We start from the raw sequence: 22,624 nt of genomic DNA, 5'->3' as shown, positions 1-22,624 counted from the left end.
GCAGAGCCCTGGCGCCGCGGGGGGTCGTCCGACGCGTGCCGCGCGGGCCCCCTACGTGATCCCGGGCGTGATCGTGCGACCGGCGATGCGGGCCCTCGTCCGCCAGGTGTGGGAGGGGACCGAGCACCTGCCCGAGACCGGGGCGATCCTCGCCGTCAACCACATCTCGGAGGTGGACCCGCTCTCCGTGGCCCACATGGTCTACAACCAGGGCCTGCTGCCGACCTTCCTCGCCAAGGCCGAGCTCTGGAAGGTGCCCGTGCTCAAGCAGGTCCTCGAGGCCACCCGCATGATCCCGGTCGAGCGCACCCGCGACGGCGGCCGCTCGCTCGCCGCCGCCCGCGAGGCCGTCGCCACGGGCCGGGCGATCATCGTCTACCCGGAGGGCACCGTCACCCGCGATCCCGACGGCTGGCCCATGGCCGGGCGCAACGGGGCCGTGCGCCTCGCCCTGCAGACCGGCGCCCCGCTCATCCCCGTCGGCCAGTGGGGCATCCAGGAGCTGCTGCCGTACGGCGGCCGCTCCCTCCGCGTCCTCCCGCGCAAGACCGCCCGGATCCGGGTCGGCGCGCCCGTCGACCTCGCGGACCTGCGGGACCGCCCCGTGACGGCGGCGACCCTGCGCGAGGGCACCGGCCGCATGATGGCCGCGATCACCGACCTGGTCGCCGAGCTGCGCGGAGAACCGGCCCCGGAGGGCCGCTGGGATCCCACGACCGGAGCGCGGGTGACCGGGGCATGAGCGATCCGCGCACCGTCGCCGTCCTCGGGGCCGGCAGCTGGGGGTCGGCCTTCGCCCGCGTCCTGGGCCTGAGCACCAGCCCCGAGCCCGCCCGCGCGTCCGAGATCGTGATGTGGTCCCGGCGGGCCGAGGTCGCCGAGGCCATCACCGAGCGACACGAGAACCCCGAGTACCTGCCCGGCATTACCCTGCCCACCTGCGTGCGCGCCGTCACCGACGCCGCCGAGGCGGTCCGGGGCGCCGGCGTCGTAGTGGTGGCCGTGCCCGCGCAGCACGTGCGCGAGACGCTGCGCACCGTGCGCGCCGACCTGGCCCCGGACGCCGTCGTGGTCTCCCTCGTCAAGGGCCTCGAGCGCGGCACCGACGCGCGGATGTCGCAGGTCTGCGCGGAGGAGCTGGGCCTCAGCCCGGACCGGTTCGCGGTGGTCTCCGGACCCAACCTCGCCCTCGAGATCGCGCGCGGCGAGCCCACCGCCACGGTGGTCGCCTCGGCCTCGCGCGCGACGGCGGAGCGCATCGCCGCCCTCACGGCCGGCCGGACCTTCCGGCCCTACACGAACACGGACGTCGTGGGCGTGGAGATCGGCGGCGTGGTGAAGAACGTCATCGCGCTCGCCGTGGGCATCTGCGACGGGCAGGGGCTGGGGGACAACTCCAAGGCCTCCGTCATCACCCGGGGCCTGGCCGAGACCACCCGGCTGGCCGTCGCGCTCGGCGGCGACCCGGCCACCATGGCCGGGCTCGCCGGCCTGGGCGACCTCGTGGCCACGTGCGCCTCGCCCCTCTCCCGCAACCGCACGGCCGGCCGCCACATCGGCACCGGCCTCAGCGCGGAGGAGGCGGTGGCCGCCATGAGCCAGACGGCCGAGGGCATCAAGTCCGTCTCCGCCATCGTGCACGCCGCCCGCGCCCACGGTGTGGAGATGCCCATCAGCGAGCTGATGGACCGGGTGGTCGCCGGGGACGTGGCCGTGGACCGCCTCGCCGAGCTGCTGCTCGCCCGTGACCTGAAGTCGGAAGGACGCACCGCATGACCGCCACCCCCGCCCCGAAGGCCGCCGCCGGCGCGCGTCCCCGCGTGCTCCTGCTCTTCGGCGGCCGCTCGAGCGAGCACCCCATCAGCTGCGTGACCGCGGCGGGCGTGCTGCACGCGGCCGACCGTCAGCGCTGGGACGTCGTGCCGGTGGGTGTGGCCCGCTCCGGCCGGTGGTCGCACGACGAGCTGGACGTGGCCTCGTTCCGCCTGGACGGCGACGCCCTGCCGGAGGTGCCGGAGCCCGCGGCCCCGGTGAGCCTGCGCGCCCTGCCGGACGGCACCGTCGAGCTGACCGCGGCCGACGGCTCCTCGCTGGGCCCGGTGGACGTGGTGTTCCCGCTGCTGCACGGCCCCTGGGGCGAGGACGGCACCCTCCAGGGCATGTTCGAGTCGCTGGGTCTGCCCTACGTGGGCTGCGGCGTGCTCGCCTCCGCAGTCGGCATGGACAAGCACTTCATGAAGGTCGCCTTCCAGGCCGCCGGCCTCGAGGTCGGCCCGTGGGAGACCATCACCGCCCGCGACTGGGCGCGCGATCCGGAGGCGGCCCTCGCCCGCGCCGGGGCGCTCGCCTACCCGCTGTTCGTCAAGCCCGCCCGCGCCGGCTCGTCCTTCGGCATCACCCGCGTCACCGAGCCCGCGGGTCTGCGCGCCGCCGTCGAGGAGGCCCGTCGCTTCGACCCCAAGGTCGTGGTGGAGGCGGGCATCGTCGGCCGCGAGATCGAGTGCGCCGTCCTCGACGGGCACGGCTCCGCCGCCCCGCGCGCCTCGCTGCCGGGGGAGATCCTCGTGGCCCACGACGAGGGTGAGACACAGTTCTACGACTTCGAGTCGAAGTACCAGGACACCGGCACCACCCAGCTGTCCTGCCCGGCCGAGCTGCCGGAGGAGGAGATCGAGCGGCTGCGCGCCCTGGCGATCCGCGCCTTCGAGGCCGTGGACGGATCCGGCCTGGGTCGCTGCGACTTCTTCTTCACCCCGGATGGGCGCTGGGTGGTCAACGAGATCAACACCATGCCGGGCTTCACTCCCATCAGCATGTACCCGGCCATGTGGGAGCGGACGGGCCTGTCCTACGACGATCTGATCTCGGAGCTGCTGGACCTCGCCCTCGAGCGGGGCGTCGGCCTGCACTGACGCGGCCCGCGCCGGTCTCAGCCGACGGGTGTGGCGTCCTGCACGCTGACGCAGCCGCCGCTGGACTCGATCTGCGCGACCGCCGAGGACAGGCCCACCATCACGGTGTCCGAGCTGGCCTGGTCCTTGCCGAACAGCACCTCTACGGCCGGGTCACGGCCGTAGGTGGTGATCCGCCAGTTCTCGTCCTCGTCCCGGATGACCCAGTCGATCCCGTCCACGGAGATGCAGCGGTCCGTGGTGGGGCCGGGGACCTCGGCGCCGCAGCGCAGGACGACGGCGGCCGGGTCACCCCACACGGCCGTCGCCTGGCTGTCGGTGGGGCGCAGGTCGAGGTCGCCCAGGGCGTCGGGCATGGCCACCATGGCCGGGGCACACGCCGGGTCAGCGGCGTGGGGCGCGGCCTCCACCGTGGCCACCCGTCCGGTGCAGGCCGTGGCGCCGAGGGCGATCGCGGTCAGGAGGGGCACGAGACGACGCAGGCGGCGGGATTCCATCCGCCCAGGATACGTGCGGCGCCGGGACCCGCGGGGGCCCGTGCCCTAGCATGGGCGGGACCGTTCCCGTCCCCGCCTCAGGAGCCCACGTGAGCAGCACCGCGGACCCCCGCCCCCGCCCCCCGCAGGAGGACGTCGCCGTCGGGCGGCGCCGTCGTCGTCGCCGCCCGTGGCTGATCGCCCTGGCGGTGGTGCTCGTGGCGCTGCTGGCCGTGGGCATCGCGGCGGCGGTGTACGTCGGCGGGATCGCCCGGATCATCGACCAGGACACCCAGCGCTTCGACGGCGGCGCGTTCCCCGCCGAGTCGGGCCGCCCGGGCGCCGCGGGGGCGTCCGCCCAGCAGCCCACCGCGCCGCCGCCCGGCATGGACGCGGACCAGGCCGCCGAGGGCGCCCAGGGCCCCGTCGCCCCGGACGCGGACGAGAAGGCGGACGAGCAGGCCCTCGACGTGCTGCTCGTCGGCGAGGACGCGGGCGCGGAGGGCCGTGACTCCGCCGGCCGGTCGGACACCCTCATGTGGGTCCACGTGCCCGGGGACCGCAGCGAGATCCAGGTCATGTCCATCATGCGCGACATGTGGGTGCCGATCCCGGGACACGGGGACCACAAGGTCAACGCCGCCTACCAGTACGGCGGCATCCCGCTGACGGTGGCCACCGCGGAGAACATGTTCCAGGCACGCGTGGACCACGTGATCGCCGTGGACCTCGCCGGCTTCAAGGGCCTCGTGGACGCCCTGGGCGGCGTCAGCGTGGACAACCCCAGCGCCTTCGTCTCGACCGGCGGCATCGACTTCCCCGCGGGCACCGTGCAGATGGACGGGGACAAGGCCCTGGCCTACGCGCGGGAGCGGTACAACCTGCCGCGCAGCGACTTCGACCGCGTGGAGAACCAGCAGCGCCTGGTCAAGGCCATCGTGGCCGCGTTCCTCTCCCGCGACACCCTCTCGGACCCGAGCCGCGTGCAGGCCGCCGTCGAGGAGTTCGCCCCCTTCCTGACCCTCGACGACGAGCTCGACTCGAGCACCCTCGCGAACCTGGCGTGGTCCCTGCGCGATGCGCGCGACGCTCCGATCGTGACCAGCACGGTGCCGTCCGTGGGCGTGGGGTACACGGACACCGGCGAGGACGTCGTGTGGCCGGACTGGGCGGCGATCGCCCGCCTGGGCGAGGGCATCCGCACCGGCACCCTGGGGGAGGCCGTCGCGCAGTGAGCACGCCGTCCCGGCCGTCGCTGGTGCCGCACTGGCTCGCGCTCGCGGAGGAGCTCGTGGGCCGGGCCGCGCCGCGGCTCGACGCCCTGAACCTCTTCCCGGTCCCGGACGCGGACACGGGCACGAACATGCTGGCCACGCTGACGGCGGCCCGCACCGCGGCCGACGCCTGCCCCGCACAGGACGACGCCGGCGCCGTGCTCGCGCACGCGGGCGCGGCCGCGCTGGACTCCGCCCGGGGCAACTCGGGCATGCTGCTCGCGGTCAGCCTGGCGGGGATGGCCGAGCCCCTGCGCGGCCGGGCGCGCGTCGACGCGTTCGCCCTGGCGGCGGCGTTCGGGGCCGCCGACCGGGCCGCCCGACAGGCCCTGTCGGATCCGCGCGAGGGGACGATCCTCACGGTGCTCTCCGCGGCCGCCCGCAGCCTCGCGCGCTCGTCCACCCAGGCCCCCGACACGCCTGCGGTGGCCGGGGACGCGGACCCGGCCGTGCGGCTCGGCCCGGCCGTGACCCTCATGCTGGCCGACTGCGTGCAGGCCGTGGAGGAGACCGAGTCGCTGCTCGCCCCGCTGACCCGGGCGCACGTCGTGGACGCCGGCGCCGTCGGGCTGCTCTGGGTGTTCGAGGCGCTGCGCTCCGTCGTCACGGGCACGCCCGTGGACGAGGAGCTGGCCACCGCGCTCCCCGGCTACGTCGAGGGCGCCCACGCCGCGGAGGGCGAGCCCGCCGCCGCGGCGGAGGCGCCGATCGCGGGGGCCGTCGAGGTGATGGGCACCCTGGCCCTCACCCCGCTCGCCGCGGCCGAGCTGCGCCGACGGCTGACCGACGTGGGGGACGCCGTGATCCTCGCCCCCGTCGGGACCGCCCGTGACGCGCAGGGCCGGGTGCCGTGGCGGGTCCACGTGCACGTGCCCCGCGCCGAGGACGCGATCGGCCCCCTGCGGGCCGCCGGCGACGTCGAGGGCCTGGCCGTCACCGACCTGGCCGAGCCGTCGCACGGCGACGACGCCGCACCGGACGGGTGCCATGGCCGCTGAGGCCCCCGTCACCGACCTGCCCCTGTCCGAGGTGCTGGGCGGGAAGCTGCCCGCCCGCCTCGAGAAGGAGCTCGGGCTGACCACGGTCGGGGACCTGCTGGACCACGTGCCGCGCCGCTGGATCGAGCGCGGCGAGCTCACCCCCATCGCCGCGCTGCCCTACGACGCCGAGGTGACCGTCGTCGCCGTCGTGGAGTCGGTGACCACGCGGCGCATGCACAGCCGGCCCGGGTTCATCGTGGACGTCACCGTCGCGGACCCGTCCGTGGCCGGCGTGCCGGGGGCGAGCCTGTCCATGGCCTTCTTCAACGGCCACGACGCCCGCCGCCGCCTCGCCCCCGGGATGACCGCCATGTTCCAGGGCCGCACGACCGAGTACCGCGGCCGGATCACGCTGAACAACCCGGACTTCGCCCTCCTGGACGACGACGTCGCCCCGGGGGAGGTGGACGTGCGACCGGTCCCGCTCTACCGGGCCACGGGGAAGCTGCCGTCGTGGACGGTCCGCTCCGCCGTCGCCCGGGTGCTCGAGACCGTCGACCTGGGCCGCATCCCGGAACTGCTCACCGAGCGGCTCCGCGCGGAGGCCGCCGCGGCGCTCGACCTGGACGCGCCGCTGCCGGGCACCGCCCAGGCATACCGGGACCTGCACGCCCCGCACGACGTCGCCGCCACCGGCCCGGCGCGGACCGCGCTCGCCCTGCGTGAGGCGCTGCTCGTCCAGGCCGCGCTCGCCTGGCGCCGGGACCGGGAGCGGGCGGTGCCCGCCGTGCCCCGCCCGCCGCGGCCCGGCGGCCTGCTCGAGGCCCTGGACGCCCGCCTGCCGTTCGCGCTCACGCCCGGCCAGGTGGCGGTGGGGGAGCAGCTGTCCGCCGAGCTGGCCCGGGACGCCCCGATGAGCCGGCTGCTGCAGGGGGACGTGGGCGCGGGCAAGACGCTCGTGGCCCTCCGGGCGATGCTGCAGGTCGTGGACGCCGGCGGCCAGGCCGCCCTGATGGCGCCCACCGAGGTGCTCGCCGCCCAGCACCACCGTGCCCTGCTGCGCCTGATGGGCCCCCTCGCCGAGGCCGGCACCCTCGGGGCCGGCGACGGCCCGGCCACGAGGGTCGCGCTGGTCACCGGCTCGCTCAAGACCGCCGCACGCCGCGAGGCCCTGCTGGCCCTGGCCTCCGGCGAGGCCGGGATCGCCGTCGGGACGCACGCCCTGCTCTCCGAGAAGGTGGGCTTCGCCGAGCTGGCCCTGGCCGTCGTCGACGAGCAGCACCGCTTCGGCGTGGACCAGCGCGAGGCCCTGCGGCGGGCCAACCCCGGCACGCACCTGCTCGTCATGTCCGCCACGCCCATCCCGCGCTCCGTGGCGATGACGGTGTTCGGCGACCTGGACCTCTCGGTGCTCGAGGGGCTGCCCTCGGGGCGACAGCCGGTCACCACGCACGTGGCGCGGATGGCCCACGGCCCGCGCGTGATCGGGCGCGTGTGGGAGCTGATCGCCGAGCACGTGGCGGCCGGCCACCAGGCGTTCGTGGTGTGCCCGCGCATCGACCCCGACGACGCCGACCCGGGTCACGCCAACGTGGAGGAGATGACACCCCGGCTGCGGAGTCTCCCGGCGCTGGCGGGGCTGCGGATCGACGCCGTGCACGGGCGCATGGACCAGGCCGAGCAGGACGCGGCGATGCAGGCCTTCGCGCGCGGGGAGACGGACGTGCTCGTGGCGACCACCGTCGTGGAGGTGGGTGTGGACGTGCCCAACGCGACGGTCATGGCGATCCTCGACGCCGACGACTTCGGCCTGTCCACCCTGCACCAGCTGCGCGGCCGCGTGGGCCGCGGGCCCGGGGCGGCGGTCTGCCTGCTGGCCACGCGCCTGCCGGACGGGCACCCGTCGCTGCGCCGGCTCGAGGTCCTGGCCCAGGAGCAGGACGGCATGCGCATCGCGCAGGAGGACCTCGCCCAGCGCGGTGTCGGCGACGTGCTCGGCGCCGCCCAGTCCGGGCTGGCCTCGGGGCTGCACCACGTGGACGTCATCGCCGACGCCCCGCTGATCGCCGTGGCCGCCGACGCCGTCGCGCAGGTCATGGCGGCCGGCCCGGGGCTCTCCGCCCACCCGGCGCTCGCCGCCGAGGTGGCCCGCTGGGAGGCCGAGCACCTCACCGCCGCCGACTACCTCGAGAAGGGCTGAGCCATGTCCCGCATCATCGCCGGCGCGGCCGCCGGGCGGCCCCTGACCGCCGTCCCCGGCACCGGCACGCGCCCCACCACGGACCGCACCAAGGAGGCCCTGTTCTCCTGGCTCGAGGCCCGCGACTGGCTGGACGGGACGGCCGTGCTCGACCTCTACGCCGGCTCCGGCGCCCTGGGGTGCGAGGCCGCCAGCCGCGGAGCGGCATCGGTGCTGCTGGTCGAGCGGGACCGGAAGGCCGTGACCGCGTGCCGCGCGAATGCCGCGCTGGTCAACCGGGCGCGCGGGGCCGACGTCGTGCGCGTGCGCGCCGGGAGCGTGGAGCAGGCGCTCGCGGCGGAGGCCGCGCCCGTGGACCTGATCCTGGCCGACCCGCCGTACCCGGTGGCCGGCCCGCCGCTCGAGGCCGTGGTGGAGGCGGCGGCCGAGCGGCTCGCCCCGGGCGGGCTGCTCGTGCTCGAGCGGGCGGCCCGGGACGCGGCGCCGCGCCGGCCGCGCGGCCTCGAGGAGGTCGAGGTGCGCGTCTACGGCGAGACCGCCCTGTACCTCTGGCAGGACGAGCGCTGACCCCGCCCACCCGCTTTCGTTCGGGAAACGGCGGCGTGTCGGCCCGTTTTCGTTCGGGAAACGGCGGCGTCTCGGCCCGTTCTCACCGGGGAGACGGGAGGGCGGAACGGACTGGGCTCAGCACGGAACCGCGAGCACGGCGGCCGCCGTTTCCCGAACGAAAATGCTCCGGGGGCCGCCGTTTCCCGAACGAAAGTGCTCCGGGGGCCGCCGTTTCGTCAACGAAAGCGTCGGGGGTCAGGCCGCGCGCAGCCGCGGGGCCGCCTCGGCCAGGCGGCGCATCGCCTCGTCGATCGCATCCGGGGACTTGCAGAACGCCAGCCGCAGCCACGACCGCAGGTGGCCTCCGTCCGGGCGGCAGAGCGCGCCCACGGGGATGCCCGTGACGCCGGCCTCACGCGTCCACCGCACCGCGGCCTCGGCCGCGTCCGTCACACCCCACGGGGCCAGGTCCACGACGACGAAGTAGCCCGCCGCCGGGACGACCGGGTCCAGGCCCGCCTCCCGCAGGCCCGCCACGAGCCGATCCCGGGCGTCGCGGTACCGCTCGCGCTGGCCGGCGAGGTGCCGTTCGGCGTCGTCGGTGGGCAGATAGGCACCCAGCGCGCGCTGGAAGGCGGGGCCGGAGGAGTAGGTGAGGAACTGCTTGACGGCGCGCGCGGCCCCGACGAGCTCGGCCGGGCCGGTCAGCCAGCCGACCTTCCAGCCGGTGACCGCGAACGCCTTGCCCGCGCTGGAGACCGTCAGGGCGATGTCCTCGGCGCCCGCGACCGAGCGCAGGCCGACATGCTCGCCCTCGTAGACGAGGTGGTCGTAGACCTCGTCCGCGAGGATCAGCACGCCCCGGGACCGGCACAGGGCCACGAGCTCCTCGAGCAGCTCCCGCGGATAGACCGCGCCCGTGGGGTTGTGCGGCGTGTTCACGATGAGCAGGCGCGTGCGGTCGGTCATCGCCGCGGCCACCCGTGCCGGGTCCGGCAGGAAGTCCGGCGCCTCCACCGGCACGCTCACGTGCCGGCCGCCGGCCAGGGCGATCGTGGCGGCGTGCGAGTCGTAGAACGGCTCGACCGTGACGACCTCGTCGCCCGGGCGCACGAACGCCAGGACCGTCGCGGCGATGCCCTCGGTGGCACCCGTGGTGATCATGACCTGCGTGGCGGGGTCCTCCGTCACGCCCCAGTGGCGCCGGCGGTGCTCTGCGACGGCCCGCCGCAGCGCGGGGTCGCCCGTGCCGGGGGCGTACTGGTTGGGGCCCGCCAGCACGGCGTCGGCCGCCAGCCGCAGCAGCGCGTCGGGGCCGTCGGCGTCGGGGAAGCCCTGGCCGAGGTTCACGGCCCCGTGCTCGACGGCGAGGCCCGTCATCGTCTCGAACACGGTGGGCACGGGGCCGGCGTCACCGAGCAGGCCCGCGGCCGCCGCCGTGCGACGCCACGGCGCGTCCACGTCGACGTCGTGCCGTGCTGCTCCGGGGGTGGGCTGGGTTCCGTCCATGGCCGCACTGTACCCATCGCCGCGGACCGCACACGGCGGCGCATGCCGCGTCCGTCACCACCGCGACGCGCCGGAGCCGGACCGGACGGGCGTCCGTCGCCGCTCGGCGCGGCCCCCGCTAGGCTGGCACCCATGCGTCGTGCCGTCTGCCCTGGTTCGTTCGATCCCCTCCACAAGGGGCACGTCGAGGTGATCGCGCGAGCCGCGAACCTCTTCGAGGAGGTGGTGGTCGCCGTGTCCTCCAACCCGGCCAAGACGTACCGCTTCAGCGTGGACGAGCGCATCGCCATGATCGAGGCGACGGTGTCCTCCCTCGCCGGTGTCGCGGTCCGGCCCATGGGCCCGGGCCTGTTGGCCGAGTTCTGCCGGCAGATCGGCGCGGACGCGATCGTCAAGGGGCTGCGCGGCGGCGCCGACCTCGAGTTCGAGGCCCCGATGGCCGCGATGAACCGCCATCTCACCGGGGTCGAGACGGTCTACCTCCCGGCCGACGCCCGGTACACCCACGTGTCCTCCTCGCTCATCAAGGAGGTCCACGGACTCGGCGGCGACGTCGCCGAGTTCGTCCCGGCCGCGGTCCTGCGCGGCCTCGACGGCGGGGCCTGACCCCGCCCGGCCCACCCGCGGGCCACCCTTCCGCTCGTCCCACCGCATCAACCGCAGGAGAACCGCCGATGACCGTCCCGCCCCCCTCCCGCCCCCGCACCCGCAAGGCCGTCATCCCGGCCGCCGGCCTGGGCACCCGCTTCCTGCCGGCCACCAAGGCCATGCCGAAGGAGATGCTGCCGGTGGTGGACCGGCCGGCCATCGAGTACGTGGTGACGGAGGCCCGGCGTGCGGGCCTCGCCGACGTGCTGATGATCACGGGCCGGAACAAGCGGGCCCTCGAGGACCACTTCGACCGCCATCCCGCGCTGGAGGCCGCGCTGGAGCGCAAGGGCGACGCCACGCGGCTCGCGCAGATCCACGAGTCGGACCTGGTGGGGGACATCCACTACGTCCGCCAGGGCGAGGCTCTCGGGCTCGGCCACGCGGTGAACTGCGCTCGCCGCCACGTCGGCGAGGAGCCGTTCGCGGTCCTGCTGGGCGATGACATCATCGGCGACGGCGAGGCGCTGCTCGAGCGCATGATCGACGTGCAGCAGCGCCTCGGCGGCTCCGTGATCGCCCTCATGGAGGTCCCGGAGGAGGCCGTCTCGGCCTACGGCGTGGCCGCGGTGCAGGCCGTGCCGGGGGAGGGCGACGACGTCGTCCGCGTCACCGACCTCGTGGAGAAGCCGGCCCGCGAGGACGCCCCCTCCACCCTCGCGATCATCGGCCGCTACGTGCTGGCCCCGCAGGTGTTCGACGTGCTGGACGAGACCCCGCCCGGCCGCGGCGGGGAGATCCAGCTCACCGATGCGCTGCAGAGGCTGGCCACGGAGGACGGCGAGGGCCGCGGCGTGCACGCCGTCGTCTTCGACGGCCGCCGCTACGACACGGGGGACAAGCTCGGCTACCTGCAGGCGGTCATCGAGTTCGGCACCCGGCACGAGGACCTCGGGGCCGACCTGCGGGCCTGGCTCCGGGAGTTCACCGCCGGGCTCTGAGCCGGGCCGGCGACGCGCAGGACGCCGCCGGCTTTGGCCGAGGCGGACCCACCCGGTAGGATGGGCTGTCGGTCCGTCGTGGCTGGACCCGTGTCCAGGCCGCATCGCACCCCCGCTGAGGGCGTGCGGACGGGCCGTGTACCCCCGCCGTCCCACCCGCCGAGAGGAGCGACCATGGACAGCATCCAGCACCACGGCGCCGACTCGCCGTGGGTGATCCCCGTGCGCGATCTGACGCGCGGGGCCGGAGTCCAGCGCGAGCTGACGGCCGAGTGGCCCGCCCCCGCGGGCGTCTCCACGCCGCTGCTGGGGATCCCCGAGGGGGACCCCGTCGAACTGGACCTGCGTCTGGAGTCGGTGCACGAGGGCGTCCTCGTCACCGGCACCGCGGACGCGACCCTGAAGGGCGAGTGCGGCCGTTGCCTGCGCCCGCTGCACGAGGGGATCACCGTGGACCTGCAGGAGCTGTACCTCACCGGCACGTCCGAGGACGACGCCGGCGAGCAGCCGCTCGTGGTGCGCGAGACCGTGGACCTGGAACCCGTGTTCCGGGACGCCGTGGTCATCGCCCTCCCGTTCCAGCCGCTGTGCCGGCCGGACTGCGAGGGCCTGTGCGCCGACTGCGGCATCCGCCTCGAGGACGCGCCCGAGGGGCACGCCCACGAGCGCGTGGACCCGCGCTGGGCCGCCCTGGCCCACCTCGCGGGCACCTCAGAGACCTCCATCACCGAGACAGAAGAGAGATAGTCGTGGCAGTCCCGAAGCGGAAGATGTCCCGTGCCAACACCCGTGCCCGCCGGTCGCAGTGGAAGGCCACCGCGCCCGCCCTGGTGAAGTCCGTCGAGAACGGTCGCGTCTCGTACCGCCTGCCCCACCAGGCCGAGCTGAAGACCGACGCCGCCGGCACCCCCCTGTTCTTCGAGTACAAGGGCCGCAAGGTCGCCGACGCCTGAGATGGCGTCCCCATCGGCTCGTCGCGGGCCTGAGCCCGCGCCCGAGCCAGAAGAGCTGTTCGAGCGTCTCGGCGTGCACATCACCGCCGGGACGCTCGAACGTGCTCTGACGCACCGCTCGTTCGCCTACGAGCAGGGCGGGCTGCCCACCAACGAGCGCCTCGAGTTCCTCGGGGACTCGGTGCTGGGCTACGTGGTCACCGACCACATCTTCACGGTGTACCCGGACCTGGCCGAGGGCGACCTCGCGCGCCGCCGGGCCGCCGTCGTGTCCACGCGTGCCCTGGCGAAGGTGGCGCGCCGGATCGGCATCGGCCCTTTCGTGCGCCTGGGCACGGGGGAGCGCCGCACCGGCGGGGCGGACAAGGACTCGATCCTCGCCGACACCCTCGAGGCGCTCATCGGCGCCGTCTACGTGGACCACGGGGCCGTGGCCGCGGCCGCACTCGTGCACCGCCACGTGGTGCCGCTGCTGGACGAGCCGGACCTGCTGCGCGAGAGCACCGACTGGAAGACGGTCGTGGCCGAGGCCGCCAGCCGCCACGGTCTCGGCGCCGTCCGCTACGCGATCGAGGGTCAGGGCCCCGCGCACGACCCCCGCTACCGGGCCACCCTCGTCGTCGGCGAGCGCGAGTACGGCTCCGCCGTCGCCAGCTCCAAGAAGCAGGCCGAGCGGGACGCCGCGGCCGCCTCCTGGCCCGCCCTCGAGGCGGATCTGCCGGCCGCGGGGCGCTGAGCCCGTGCCGGAGCTGCCCGAGGCCGAGGTCGTCCGGCGCGGCCTGGCCCGGTGGGCCACGGACGCCGTCGCCGCGGAGCTCGAGGTCCTCGACCCCCGCTCGCTGCGTCGCAGCCCCGGCGGTGCGGACGCCCTCCGGGAGCGGCTGCGCGGCGCCCGGCTGGCCGAGCCGGCTCGCCGCGGCAAGTTCCTCTGGCTGCCCCTGGCCGAGGGCGACGACGCCGTCGTCGTGCACCTGGGGATGAGCGGGCAGATCCTCGTGGACGAACCGGGGGCCGCCGACCAGCGTCACCTGCGCCTGCGCCTGCCCGTCACCGCCGTGGACGGCTCCGCCCGCGAGCTGCGGTTCGTGGACCAGCGGATCTTCGGCGGCTGGTGGCTCGACGCGCTGCGGCCCGACGACGCCGCCGGCGGCGAGCGGATCCCCACCACGGCCGCCCACATCGCCCTGGACCCGCTGCACCCGCTGTTCGACCCCGCGGCCGTGCACGCGCGCCTGGCACGGCGCCGCTCCACCCTCAAGCGCGCGTTGCTGGACCAGTCGCTGGTCTCCGGGATCGGCAACATCTACGCGGACGAGGCCCTCTGGGGCGCCCGCCTGCACCCCGAGCGCCCGACCGAGCGCATGCGCCGGGCGGACACGCTGCGCCTCCTGGCGGCCGTCCAGGACGTGATGCGCCGGGCCCTGGAGGTGGGGGGCACGAGCTTCGACGCGCTCTACGTCAACGTGGACGGGCGATCGGGCTACTTCGCCCGCTCCCTGGCGGCCTACGGGCGCACCGGGCAGCCGTGTCGCCGCTGCGCCGCCGAGGGGGTCGACTCCCGCATCGTCCGCGAGCCGTTCATGAACCGTGCGAGCCACCTGTGCCCGCGCTGCCAGCCCAGGCCGCGCCGTCGCCGGGCCGCGGCGGCCGACGCCTGACGGGGCGTCCGTAGACTGGGCTGACCCCCGACCTCGAGCAGGAGACCCGAGTGAGCCATCCCCCGGCCGCGTCCTGGACGCCCGAGCCCCTGCCGCGCCCCGAGCCCCCGCGCGACGACGCCCCGCCGGTCGCGCGGCGCCGCCGGCGCTGGCCGTGGGTCGTCGGCCTGCTCGCCGTCCTGCTCGCGGCGCTGCTCGGCCTGGGCGCCTGGTACACGAGCTCGCTCGGGCGCACCTTCGACGACCACCGGCAGACGGTGGACGTGGGGGCGCTCGAGCAGGCGGCCGGCAACGGCCCGCTGAACGTGCTCGTCCTGGGCTCCGACTCCCGCGAGGGCGAGGGCGAGCAGGACATGGGCCAGCGCTCGGACACCATGATGCTCGTGCACATCCCCGCGGACCGTCGCCAGGTCTACGTCATGTCCGTGCTGCGGGATTCGTGGGTCACCGTGCCCGGCCACGGCGAGGCGAAGATCAACTCGGCCTTCGACAGGGGCGGCTACGCGCTCGCCGTGGACACGGTGGAGCTGCTGCTGGGAGTGCCGATCCACCACGTCCTCGAGGTCGACTTCCAGGGCTTCCGGGGCGTGACGAACGCGCTGGGCGGCGTCGAGGTCTGCAACCCGCAGGCCTTCTCCTCCGGTCAGGCCAACCCCTCGTACTACCCGCGCGGACACATCCTTCTGCAGGACACCGCCGCCCTGCGCTACGTGCGCGAACGGCACGCCTTCGACGACGGCGACGTCACCCGCGTGAAGAACCAGCAGCGCTACCTGGCCGGGGCGATGGACCGCTTCCTCAGCCCGCAGATCCTGGGCAATCCCGCCCGCACCACCGAGGTCGTCGCCACGTTCTCCGACCACCTCGGTGTGGACGAGGGGCTCACGTCCGGAGTGATCGCCTCGCTCGCGTGGCAGCTGCGCGACGTGCGCGGCGAGGACGTCGAGATGTTCACGGTGCCCCGCAAGGGCTTCGCCGAGGGGCCGAACGGCGACGCCATCGTCGAGCTCGACGAGGACAAGCTGGCGGACCTGCGCTCCGCCCTCGCCGACGACGACGTCCAGCGCTACGTCGACGAGCACGAGCCCGAGAAGGAGAAGAAGGCCCAGGCCGCCGGCGGGCCCGCCCCCGTGCTGACCCTGCTGACCGGCACCACGCCCGCACCCGCCCTCGGGGAGAACCCCTGTGACGACTGAGCCGCGCCGCCCCCGCCTCCTGCTGGTCTCCCACTCCTACCGGCCCGAGCGCACCCCGCCCGCGCGTCGCTGGGGCGCGGTCGTGGCGGCGCTGCGGTCGGCGGGCTGGGACGTCGACGTCGTCGCGCCCGGGGGTGTGCGCCCCTTCGCCGGCCCCGACGGCGAACGCGTCCTGCCCACGCCTCGCCTGCCCCTGGGGGAGGCCGGCCGCAACGGCCGCTTCGCCGAAGCGGTGGTGCACGCCCTGCTCGCCATCCCCCGCGGGATGGCCACCCGACGCCCGGACGTGGTGGTGGCCACCGTGCCCGCCCTGCCCGTGGTGGTGCCCGGCGTCGTGCTCTCCCGCCTCTGGCGCCGCCCCCTCGTGCTGGAGATGCGCGACGCCTGGCCGGACCTCGCCCACGAGGCCGGGGTCCACCAGGGCCTGCTGGGCGCCGCGATGGAACGCGTCGTGACCGGCGGCCAACGCGCGGCCCGACTCGTGGTGACCGTCACGAACGGCTTCGCGGAGACGCTGCGCGGGCGCGGCGTGCGGGTGGTCCGCACCCTGGGCAACGGCGTGGACCTGGCCCGCCTGGCGGTGGCGCCCCGGCGCGAGCGGGCCGCCGGTGAGCTCCACGTGCTGTACCTGGGCAACATGGGCGAGAGCCAGGGGCTCGAGCGACTCGTCGACGCCGCGGCGACGCTGCGTCGCACCCGGCCGGGGGTGCGCGTCCGGCTGGTCGGGGAGGGGACCCGGCGTCCGGCGCTGGAGGCCCGCAACGCCGAGCTCGGCTCGCCGGCCGAGATCCTCGGACCCGTCCACGGCGCGGCCGTGGCCCAGCAGTACGCGTGGGCGGACACGCTGGTGGTGGCCCTGCGTCCCGACTGGCCGAGCTTCCGGCACACCGTGCCCTCCAAGACCTACGAGGTGCTCGCCGTCGGCCGGCACGTCACGGGCCTGGTGACGGGGGAGGCCGCCCGCACCCTCGAGGCGGCCGGCGGCGCCGACGTCATCGGCCCGGACGTGGACGACCTGGTGCGGCACCTGACGGCGCTCGCGGACGACCCGCACCGCACCGACGTCGGCGCGGGCGGACGCGACTGGGTGCGCCGCCACGCCGACCTGCCGGCCGTGGCCCGGCGCTACGAGCGACTGCTGCGCCGCGTCGCCGGTCGCTGAGCCCGACGTCGGCCCCTTGCTAGGGTTGACGCCGCCGCACCCGGCCGGGTGCACTCCACCGGGACACCGAGGAACGGTTCTGATGCCAGCTGGGAAGTCCATCCTTCGGGTCGCGCGCGCGGGCGCTCGCCTGCTGCCGCCCGAACAGCGCCATCGGGTGCGCCGCACCGGAGGCGCGCTGCTGCGCAGGCTGCCGCCGCAGGTGGCCGAGGAGGTCCGCGGTGTGTTCGGCATCCGCTGGGGTGCCCCTCCGGCGCACGCCCGCCCGGCCGACGCCCTGGGCCTGGCGGGCGGGCCGGCCCGCACCCGCCCCGGCAATGCCTCCCTCACCGGCCGCGGTGCCGCCGCCGTCGGCGCCGATCCGGAGGCCGCGGCCCGTCTCGAGCGGGCCCTGGGCCTGGCCGACACGTCCCGCACCGAGCAGGGCGGGCGCGCCGTCGGCGTCGTCGCCGCCCCGGACGTGCGCGCGGCTCTCGCGGCCGCCGGGCACCGCGTCGTGCCGCTCGTGCCGGGCACCGCGGGTGCGGTGGCCGAACGCGTGGAGGCCGTCGTCGTGGACGTGGACGGCGTGGACGGGCCGTGGGCCGGGGCCCTCGACGCCGCCGGCGCGGCCCTCTATCTCGAGCTGCGGGGTGCCGTGAGTGCGGCCGCCGCGCGGGGGGTCACCGTCTGGGTGCTCTCCCGGGGCCGTCACCGGCACCGGCTCGGGGCCCTCGCCCTGCTGCACGCCGAGGACGTCATCGTGGTCGAGGCCGGCGCGGGCCGGACGCCGTTGCACTTCACCGAGGACCCGGGCGACGCACCCCAGGGGATCGCCGATGTCCTCGCCGCCTGCCCGGAGGAGAGCGCATGAACACGCAGCACCCCGACCGCCTGACCGACGCCGCCGGCGTGCGCGTCCTGCTCTACGGCGACGTCGACCTGAACGTCATCGACGGCTCCGCCACGTGGCTGCCCTCGTTGGCGGAGACCCTCGCCCGCACGGGTGCGAGCGTGGACGTCCAGCTCAAGGCCGTCGAACGCCGGGACCTGCTCACCGCTCCGCTGCGCGCCCTGACGGGGGTGCGCGTGCTCCCCGCCGAGCCGGCGGCCGGGCAGGGGGGGATGACCCCCTCCCGTGCCGCGGATGTGCTGGCCCGCCGGGACGACGAGTCCCGGTACGACGTGGTGCTCGTGCGCGGCATCCACGCCTGCCTCGAGCTCGCCGACCGCGGTGCCTTCCCGGGGCGGCTGTGGTCCTACGTGACCGAGTACGGCTACGTGGAGGACGGCTTCCCGGCCGGGCGCGTCGAGGAGCTCGGCCGCATTGCCGCGGCGAGCCGTCTGATGCTGGCCCAGACGCCCCAGGCCCGCGCCGTGCTCGAGGCGATGGTCCCGGCCGCCGCCGGGCGCACCGAGCTGCTCTCGCCGATGGTGCCGGACGCGCTCGCTCCGGCCGAACGGGCCGAGGTGCCCGCCGACGGCCCGGTGCGTCTCGTGTACACGGGCAAGTTCGCCCACGACTGGCGCACCGACCTCATGCCGGACGTGCTGACCGCCCTCCATGAGGCCGGTGTCCCGGCCACGCTCACGATGGTGGGGGACAAGGTCCACCCCGAGCGGGACCGGCCCGGCTGGGCGGCGGCGATGCGCTCCCGCCTCGAGGCGGACCGGCCCGACTTCGAGTGGACCGGAGCGCTCTCCCGCGAGGAGTCCATGGCCCGCACCGCGGCCGCGGACGTCTCTCTGGGCTGGCGCGCCCCCGCCCTGGACCTCTCGCTCGAGATCTCCACGAAGGTGCTGGAGAGCTGCGCGGTCGGAGTGCCGCCGCTCCTGAACCGGACCGTGGCGCATGAGGAGCTGCTGGGGGCCGACTACCCCCTGTTCGTGGACGGGGTGAGGGACTCGGCCCGCGATGTGGCCGCCCGCATCGCGGCCGTCCGCCACGACCTGCCGGCCCTCTCGCGGCGCGTCGTCGAGGCCGCCGCCCCCTACCGCGTGGCCGCGCGCGCACGTGCCCTGACGGGCGTCATGGACCGGCTCGGCCTGCTCGACCGACGGCCCGCCCGCGGCGGGTCACGCACCCGCGTGGTCCTGGCCGGCCACGACCTGAAGTTCGCGGGGGAGCTCGTCGACCTGCTGCGGGACGACCCGGGCGTCGAGCTGCGCATCGACCACTGGCAGGGCCTGCACCGCCACGACGAGGCCGCCTCACGCCGCCTCGTCGAGTGGGCCGACGTCGTGGTGTGCGAGTGGGCGGGCCCCAACGCCGTCTGGTACGCCCGCCACAAGCGCCCCGGCCAGCGGCTCGTGGTCCGCCTGCACATGTTCGAGCTGCGCGGCGGCTGGCTCTCCGCGCTCGAGACCGACGCCGTGGACCGCCTCGTGACCGTCTCCGATCTGTACCGGGATCTGGTCCGCGAGCACCTGCCCATCGACCCCGCGCGGGTCTCGGTGATCCCCAACGCCGTGTCCGTGGCCGACCTGGACCGTCCCGGCCTGCCTGGTCGCCGGTTCCGGCTCGGCCTCGTCGGCGTGGTGCCGTTGCGCAAGCGCCTGGACCGGGCCGTGGACCTGTTGGAGGTCCTGCGCGCCCATGACGAACGGTTCACCCTGCACGTGCGTGGCCGCATGCCGTGGGAGTACCCGCACGAGTGGCGCAAGCCCCTCCAGCGCGAGGGCTACCTCGACCTGTTCGCCCGCCTCGGCGCCGGCCCGCTGCGCGAGGCCGTCGCCTTCGAGCCCTTCGGGGCGGACATGGGCTCGTGGCTGACGAAGATCGGCTGGGTGCTCTCGCCGTCCACCACCGAGAGCTTCCACCTCGCGCCCGCCGAGGGCATGGTCTCGGGCGCAGTCCCGCTCGTGTGGGACCGGCCCGGCGCAAGGGGCGTGTTCGGCGAGGAGTTCGTGCTCGACGACACCGACGCCGCGGCGCGGCGGGTGCTGGAGGCGACGGCCGTCGACGCGCGGTGGGACGCGCTCTCGGCCCTGGCGCGGGACCGGGTGCGCTCGTACGATGAGCGCGTCGTGGCCGGCCTGTGGCGCGAGGCGCTCGGACTGGCTGACACTGCAAGGCCACGAGCCAGGCGCCTGGCCGGGGTTGACGCGTCGGCCCAGGACCAAGCACGCGGCCTCCCACAATGGCTGAGGCGGCTGCCCCGCGGCTGGGGCCGATCCACCACAAAACGCCCTGGTACTCTCTGAGAGTTTCGCCTCCACGGGCTGTTCTTTGTTCATCACCATAGAAGGCAACACGCTGAAAATGCCGAATTCTGATTTCCAACGAGGGGTTCGCCGCGTGGCGGCATTCCTTCCACCGCAGGCCCGACGCACCGTGCGGCGCGGCGGTGGTGCGCTCCTACGAAGATTGCCGAAGCCCGTGGCGCAGGAGATCCGGGGAGTCTTCGGGGTGCGCTGGACCGTCAGCTCAAAACCGGACCAGCTGGCCGGCCGTGGCGCGCAGGACCGCGACTCAGGCCGTGTCGCACCGGGCCGAGCCGCCGCGACTCCGGCAGCGGACCCGGCGAGGAGTGCACGGCTGGAGCGGATGCTGGGGCGTCCTGACCTGGGACGCGACGTGGCCGGGAACCGGGCCGTCGTGGGTCTCCTGAGCGCCGACGCACGCCGCCTGCTGGAAGGGGCAGGGCATCGCGTCGTGCCGATGACGCCGGGGACCAGCGTGGCGGTGGCGGAGCGCACGGACGTGCTCGTGCTCGACCTGGAAGGGTTCACCGGCGTGTGGGATGGCGCGCTGAGCACTTCGGGCGTCGCGTTGCTGCTCGAGGTGCTCGCCGCTGTGCATGCAGCCCATCGCGCTGGGGCCACCTGCTGGCTTATCGACCGTGGCCCTCGCCGGTCAGAGATCGGGGCGCTCCTGCTACGTCGGCAGTCCACACTGATGCCCGTGCAGCCGGGCACTCCCCGGCCAGCCGGACATCACACCGAAGACGCGGGGGACGCCCCCACCGAGATCGCAGACCTACTGCGAGACATGGAGGAGACCAGCCGTGCATGACACGCCCACGAGCAACATCGCGGACGTCCGCATCCTCCTCTACGGCGACGTCAATCTCAATGTCATGGACGGGTCGGCGATCTGGTTACCGTCCCTCGCTGAGACCCTGTCCCTGACAGGCGCCCAAGTGCATGTGCAGCTCAAGGCCGTCGAGACCCGGGATCTCTTGAGCGGCCCCCTCCGCCGTCTGTCTGGCGTCACCGTCCACGACGCGCCGGTGGCTGAGGCAGAGGATGCCATGGAGAGAGGACAGGCGGCGGAAGCCTTGGAGGCGCTGGACGCGGCGTTGGACTTCGATGTCTTGCTTGTCCGTGGTAGTGAAATGTGCCTCGAAATCGTTGAGCGCGGCACCTTCGAAGGCCGGCTGTGGTCGTACGTCACCGAGTACGGGTATATCGGCGGAGGATTCCCTGATGATCTCATCCGTCGGCTCAATCGGGTGGCTGCGGGAAGTCGGCTCATGCTGGCCCAGACGGAGCACGCGCGGGCGGTCCTTGAGGCTCTCGTGCCCGCAGCTGCGGGTCGCACCGAGTTACTGTCCCCGATGATCCCCGACTCTGTCCGTCCCCACGGCAGTGACTCGCGGGAGCGCAGATCTTTGAGGCTTGTGTACACCGGGAAGTTTGCCCACGACTGGCGGACGGACCGCATGCCCGAAATCCTCACTGAGCTCCGCGACCGTGGAGTCGAGAGCTCGTTGACCATGGTGGGCGACAAAGTGCACCGGGAACCGCGCCACCCGGGGTGGGCATCGAGCATGCGTGCCGTGCTCGAGTCCGACGAGCCGGGATTCTCCTGGGTGGGAGCTCTGAGCCGCGAAGAGAGTATGGAGGTCATGGGGGACGCCGACGTATCCCTCGGGTGGCGCGCCTCCGATCTCGACCTGTCTCTCGAGATCTCGACGAAGGTGCTCGAGAGTTGTGCTCTCGGTGTGCCGCCCCTGGTTAACCGGACTACCATCCACGAAGACCTGCTTGGCGCGGACTATCCATTGTTCGTCGATGCGCTGGACGACACGCCGGCAGACATCGCGGATCGGCTTGTCGCCGCTGCACCGCGGCTCGACGCCCTGTCCGAGCACGTATTCCGGGCCGCCGCGCCGTATCGCATGTCCGCGCGCGCCGACGCATTGCGGGCCGTGATTGAACGCGTGGGCGCGTTGGAACGCCCTCGCGCTCTCGCCGCCCCTCGTGACCAGCGACGGCGGATTGTGCTTGCCGGTCATGACCTGAAATTCGCGGGTGAACTCGTGGACATGCTCCGCGCGGATCCGGACGTGGAGTTGCGCATTGATCACTGGACGTCGTTGCACGCTCACGACGAGGACGCGTCCGAAGCCCATCTTGAGTGGGCCGACGTCGTCATCTGTGAATGGGCTGGCCCCAACGCTGTCTGGTATTCCCACCGCAAACGGCCTGGCCAGCGGCTCGTGGTGCGGCTGCACATGTTCGAGCTGCGCGGCGCGTGGCTTCCGGACATCGACACAGCCACGGTCGACACTCTCGTCGTGGTCTCAGAGTTGAACCGTGGGCACGTCCTGGACGCGATGGACATCCGCCCGGACGCGGTACGCGTTGTCCCGAACGCCGTGTCCATTGCAGACCTGGAGCGCCCTGGGCGGGCGAACCGCCAATTCCGACTGGGGCTGGTAGGGATCGTGCCCATGCTCAAAAGACCGGACCGCGCGATCGACCTGCTCCGGCGCCTGCGCGCCGAGGACGGCCGCTTCACGCTCCATATCCGTGGCCGCATGCCGTGGGAGTACCCGCACATCTGGCGCAAGATGTACGAGCGTGAGGGATACGCGGGCCTCCTGGCCCGACTCGGAGCCTCGGATCTGCGTGATGCTGTCGCATTCGAACCGTTCGGTGCGGACATGGGGACCTGGTACACCAAGGTCGGCTGGATGCTGTCGCCGAGTGCGACGGAGAGTTTCCACCTGGCCCCGGTGGAAGGGATGGCCTCCGGGGCAGTTCCGATCGTGTGGGACCGGCCCGGCGCAAGGGGCGTGTTCGGCGAGGAGTTCGTGCTCGACGACACCGACGCCGCGGCGCGGCGGGTGCTGGAGGCGACGGCCGTCGACGCGCGGTGGGACGCGCTCTCGGCCCTGGCGCGGGACCGGGTGCGCTCGTACGATGAGCGCGTCGTGGCCGGCCTGTGGCGCGAGGCGCT

21 protein-coding genes are annotated in these 22,624 nt (G+C 74.6%); 19 read left to right on the top strand and 2 right to left on the bottom strand.

From position 1 onward, the window contains the following. The first annotated feature begins 67 nt into the window (after positions 1-67). From NR073_RS00105 to NR073_RS00095, 3 genes are read left to right on the top strand one after another with little or no spacing between them, the layout of a single operon-like run. Positions 68-742 carry a 1-acyl-sn-glycerol-3-phosphate acyltransferase gene (locus tag NR073_RS00105; RefSeq protein WP_036334718.1) on the top strand — a complete coding sequence of 225 codons (675 nt, stop codon included), beginning with the start codon at positions 68-70 and terminating at the stop codon, positions 740-742. After that, positions 739-1,776: an NAD(P)H-dependent glycerol-3-phosphate dehydrogenase gene (locus NR073_RS00100; protein WP_095347299.1), complete on the top strand. Its 1,038-nt coding sequence runs from the start codon at positions 739-741 to the stop codon at positions 1,774-1,776. Before NR073_RS00105 ends, NR073_RS00100 begins: the two co-directional genes overlap by 4 nt. Further along, positions 1,773-2,912, top strand: coding sequence for a D-alanine--D-alanine ligase family protein (locus NR073_RS00095; RefSeq protein ID WP_252411475.1), 1,140 nt, complete (start codon positions 1,773-1,775; stop codon positions 2,910-2,912). The genes NR073_RS00100 and NR073_RS00095 overlap by 4 nt, the downstream gene beginning before the upstream one ends. Before the next feature lie 17 nt (positions 2,913-2,929). Here the strand turns inward: NR073_RS00095 and NR073_RS00090 are convergent, their stop codons facing one another. Continuing rightward, on the bottom strand, positions 2,930-3,409 hold the full coding sequence (locus NR073_RS00090; RefSeq protein WP_036312910.1) for a DUF3515 family protein: 480 nt from the start codon (positions 3,407-3,409) through the stop codon (positions 2,930-2,932). Between the two features lie 89 nt (positions 3,410-3,498). Here NR073_RS00090 and NR073_RS00085 point away from each other — a divergent pair, with 89 nt between their 5' ends. From NR073_RS00085 to rsmD, 4 genes are read left to right on the top strand one after another with little or no spacing between them, the layout of a single operon-like run. Then, positions 3,499-4,623 carry an LCP family protein gene (locus NR073_RS00085; RefSeq protein WP_095347298.1) on the top strand — a complete coding sequence of 375 codons (1,125 nt, stop codon included), beginning with the start codon at positions 3,499-3,501 and terminating at the stop codon, positions 4,621-4,623. Then, positions 4,620-5,660, top strand: a complete 1,041-nt coding sequence (locus tag NR073_RS00080) for a DAK2 domain-containing protein (protein WP_123243950.1) — start codon at positions 4,620-4,622, stop codon at positions 5,658-5,660. The genes NR073_RS00085 and NR073_RS00080 overlap by 4 nt, the downstream gene beginning before the upstream one ends. Continuing rightward, on the top strand, positions 5,650-7,842 hold the full coding sequence (locus tag NR073_RS00075) for an ATP-dependent DNA helicase RecG (protein ID WP_123243951.1): 2,193 nt from the start codon (positions 5,650-5,652) through the stop codon (positions 7,840-7,842). Before NR073_RS00080 ends, NR073_RS00075 begins: the two co-directional genes overlap by 11 nt. 3 nt (positions 7,843-7,845) lie before the next feature. Further along, the gene (rsmD, locus tag NR073_RS00070) at positions 7,846-8,409 is read left to right on the top strand and encodes a 16S rRNA (guanine(966)-N(2))-methyltransferase RsmD (protein WP_002856399.1); all 564 of its coding nucleotides are present in this window, start codon (positions 7,846-7,848) and stop codon (positions 8,407-8,409) included. 237 nt (positions 8,410-8,646) lie between these two features. Here the strand turns inward: rsmD and NR073_RS00065 are convergent, their stop codons facing one another. Continuing rightward, positions 8,647-9,900, bottom strand: a complete 1,254-nt coding sequence (locus tag NR073_RS00065) for an aminotransferase class I/II-fold pyridoxal phosphate-dependent enzyme (protein WP_127445916.1) — start codon at positions 9,898-9,900, stop codon at positions 8,647-8,649. A gap of 132 nt (positions 9,901-10,032) precedes the next feature. Between NR073_RS00065 and coaD the strand changes: the two genes are divergently transcribed. The 12 genes from coaD to NR073_RS00005 all read left to right on the top strand — a co-directional run. Continuing rightward, positions 10,033-10,506 carry a pantetheine-phosphate adenylyltransferase gene (coaD, locus tag NR073_RS00060; RefSeq protein ID WP_036338106.1) on the top strand — a complete coding sequence of 158 codons (474 nt, stop codon included), beginning with the start codon at positions 10,033-10,035 and terminating at the stop codon, positions 10,504-10,506. Between the two features lie 68 nt (positions 10,507-10,574). After that, a complete protein-coding gene (gene galU, locus NR073_RS00055; protein WP_256748518.1) occupies positions 10,575-11,489 on the top strand; it encodes a UTP--glucose-1-phosphate uridylyltransferase GalU in 915 nt (304 codons plus the stop codon). Between the two features lie 174 nt (positions 11,490-11,663). Further along, the gene (locus NR073_RS00050) at positions 11,664-12,236 is read left to right on the top strand and encodes a DUF177 domain-containing protein (RefSeq protein ID WP_002856392.1); all 573 of its coding nucleotides are present in this window, start codon (positions 11,664-11,666) and stop codon (positions 12,234-12,236) included. A gap of 2 nt (positions 12,237-12,238) precedes the next feature. Continuing rightward, on the top strand, positions 12,239-12,442 hold the full coding sequence (gene rpmF, locus NR073_RS00045; protein ID WP_002856390.1) for a 50S ribosomal protein L32: 204 nt from the start codon (positions 12,239-12,241) through the stop codon (positions 12,440-12,442). 73 nt (positions 12,443-12,515) lie between these two features. Further along, positions 12,516-13,178, top strand: a complete 663-nt coding sequence (gene rnc / locus NR073_RS00040) for a ribonuclease III (RefSeq protein ID WP_012750822.1) — start codon at positions 12,516-12,518, stop codon at positions 13,176-13,178. Between the two features lie 4 nt (positions 13,179-13,182). After that, positions 13,183-14,100 (top strand): bifunctional DNA-formamidopyrimidine glycosylase/DNA-(apurinic or apyrimidinic site) lyase, encoded by a 918-nt coding sequence (mutM, locus tag NR073_RS00035; RefSeq protein ID WP_036381198.1) that lies wholly within the window; start codon positions 13,183-13,185, stop codon positions 14,098-14,100. Between the two features lie 50 nt (positions 14,101-14,150). Next, positions 14,151-15,296 carry an LCP family protein gene (locus tag NR073_RS00030; protein WP_123243954.1) on the top strand — a complete coding sequence of 382 codons (1,146 nt, stop codon included), beginning with the start codon at positions 14,151-14,153 and terminating at the stop codon, positions 15,294-15,296. Next, the gene (locus NR073_RS00025; RefSeq protein ID WP_123243955.1) at positions 15,286-16,458 is read left to right on the top strand and encodes a glycosyltransferase family 4 protein; all 1,173 of its coding nucleotides are present in this window, start codon (positions 15,286-15,288) and stop codon (positions 16,456-16,458) included. The genes NR073_RS00030 and NR073_RS00025 overlap by 11 nt, the downstream gene beginning before the upstream one ends. Before the next feature lie 82 nt (positions 16,459-16,540). Then, positions 16,541-17,311, top strand: coding sequence for a hypothetical protein (locus NR073_RS00020; protein ID WP_148042375.1), 771 nt, complete (start codon positions 16,541-16,543; stop codon positions 17,309-17,311). Continuing rightward, positions 17,308-19,641: a glycosyltransferase gene (locus NR073_RS00015; protein WP_233569904.1), complete on the top strand. Its 2,334-nt coding sequence runs from the start codon at positions 17,308-17,310 to the stop codon at positions 19,639-19,641. The genes NR073_RS00020 and NR073_RS00015 overlap by 4 nt, the downstream gene beginning before the upstream one ends. 175 nt (positions 19,642-19,816) lie before the next feature. Further along, on the top strand, positions 19,817-20,452 hold the full coding sequence (locus tag NR073_RS00010; protein ID WP_144081946.1) for a hypothetical protein: 636 nt from the start codon (positions 19,817-19,819) through the stop codon (positions 20,450-20,452). Then, positions 20,445-22,624: glycosyltransferase (locus NR073_RS00005; protein ID WP_256748517.1), on the top strand; the 2,180-nt coding region annotated here is incomplete at its 3' end. The genes NR073_RS00010 and NR073_RS00005, both read left to right, overlap by 8 nt.

Origin of the sequence: Micrococcus sp. Mcc28 (assembly GCF_024519775.1) — a bacterium.
Taxonomy (GTDB): Bacteria; Actinomycetota; Actinomycetes; order Actinomycetales; family Micrococcaceae; genus Micrococcus; species Micrococcus luteus.
Note: the sequence above shows the minus strand (reverse complement) of the source record. Positions and strands in the feature narration are given on the sequence as shown.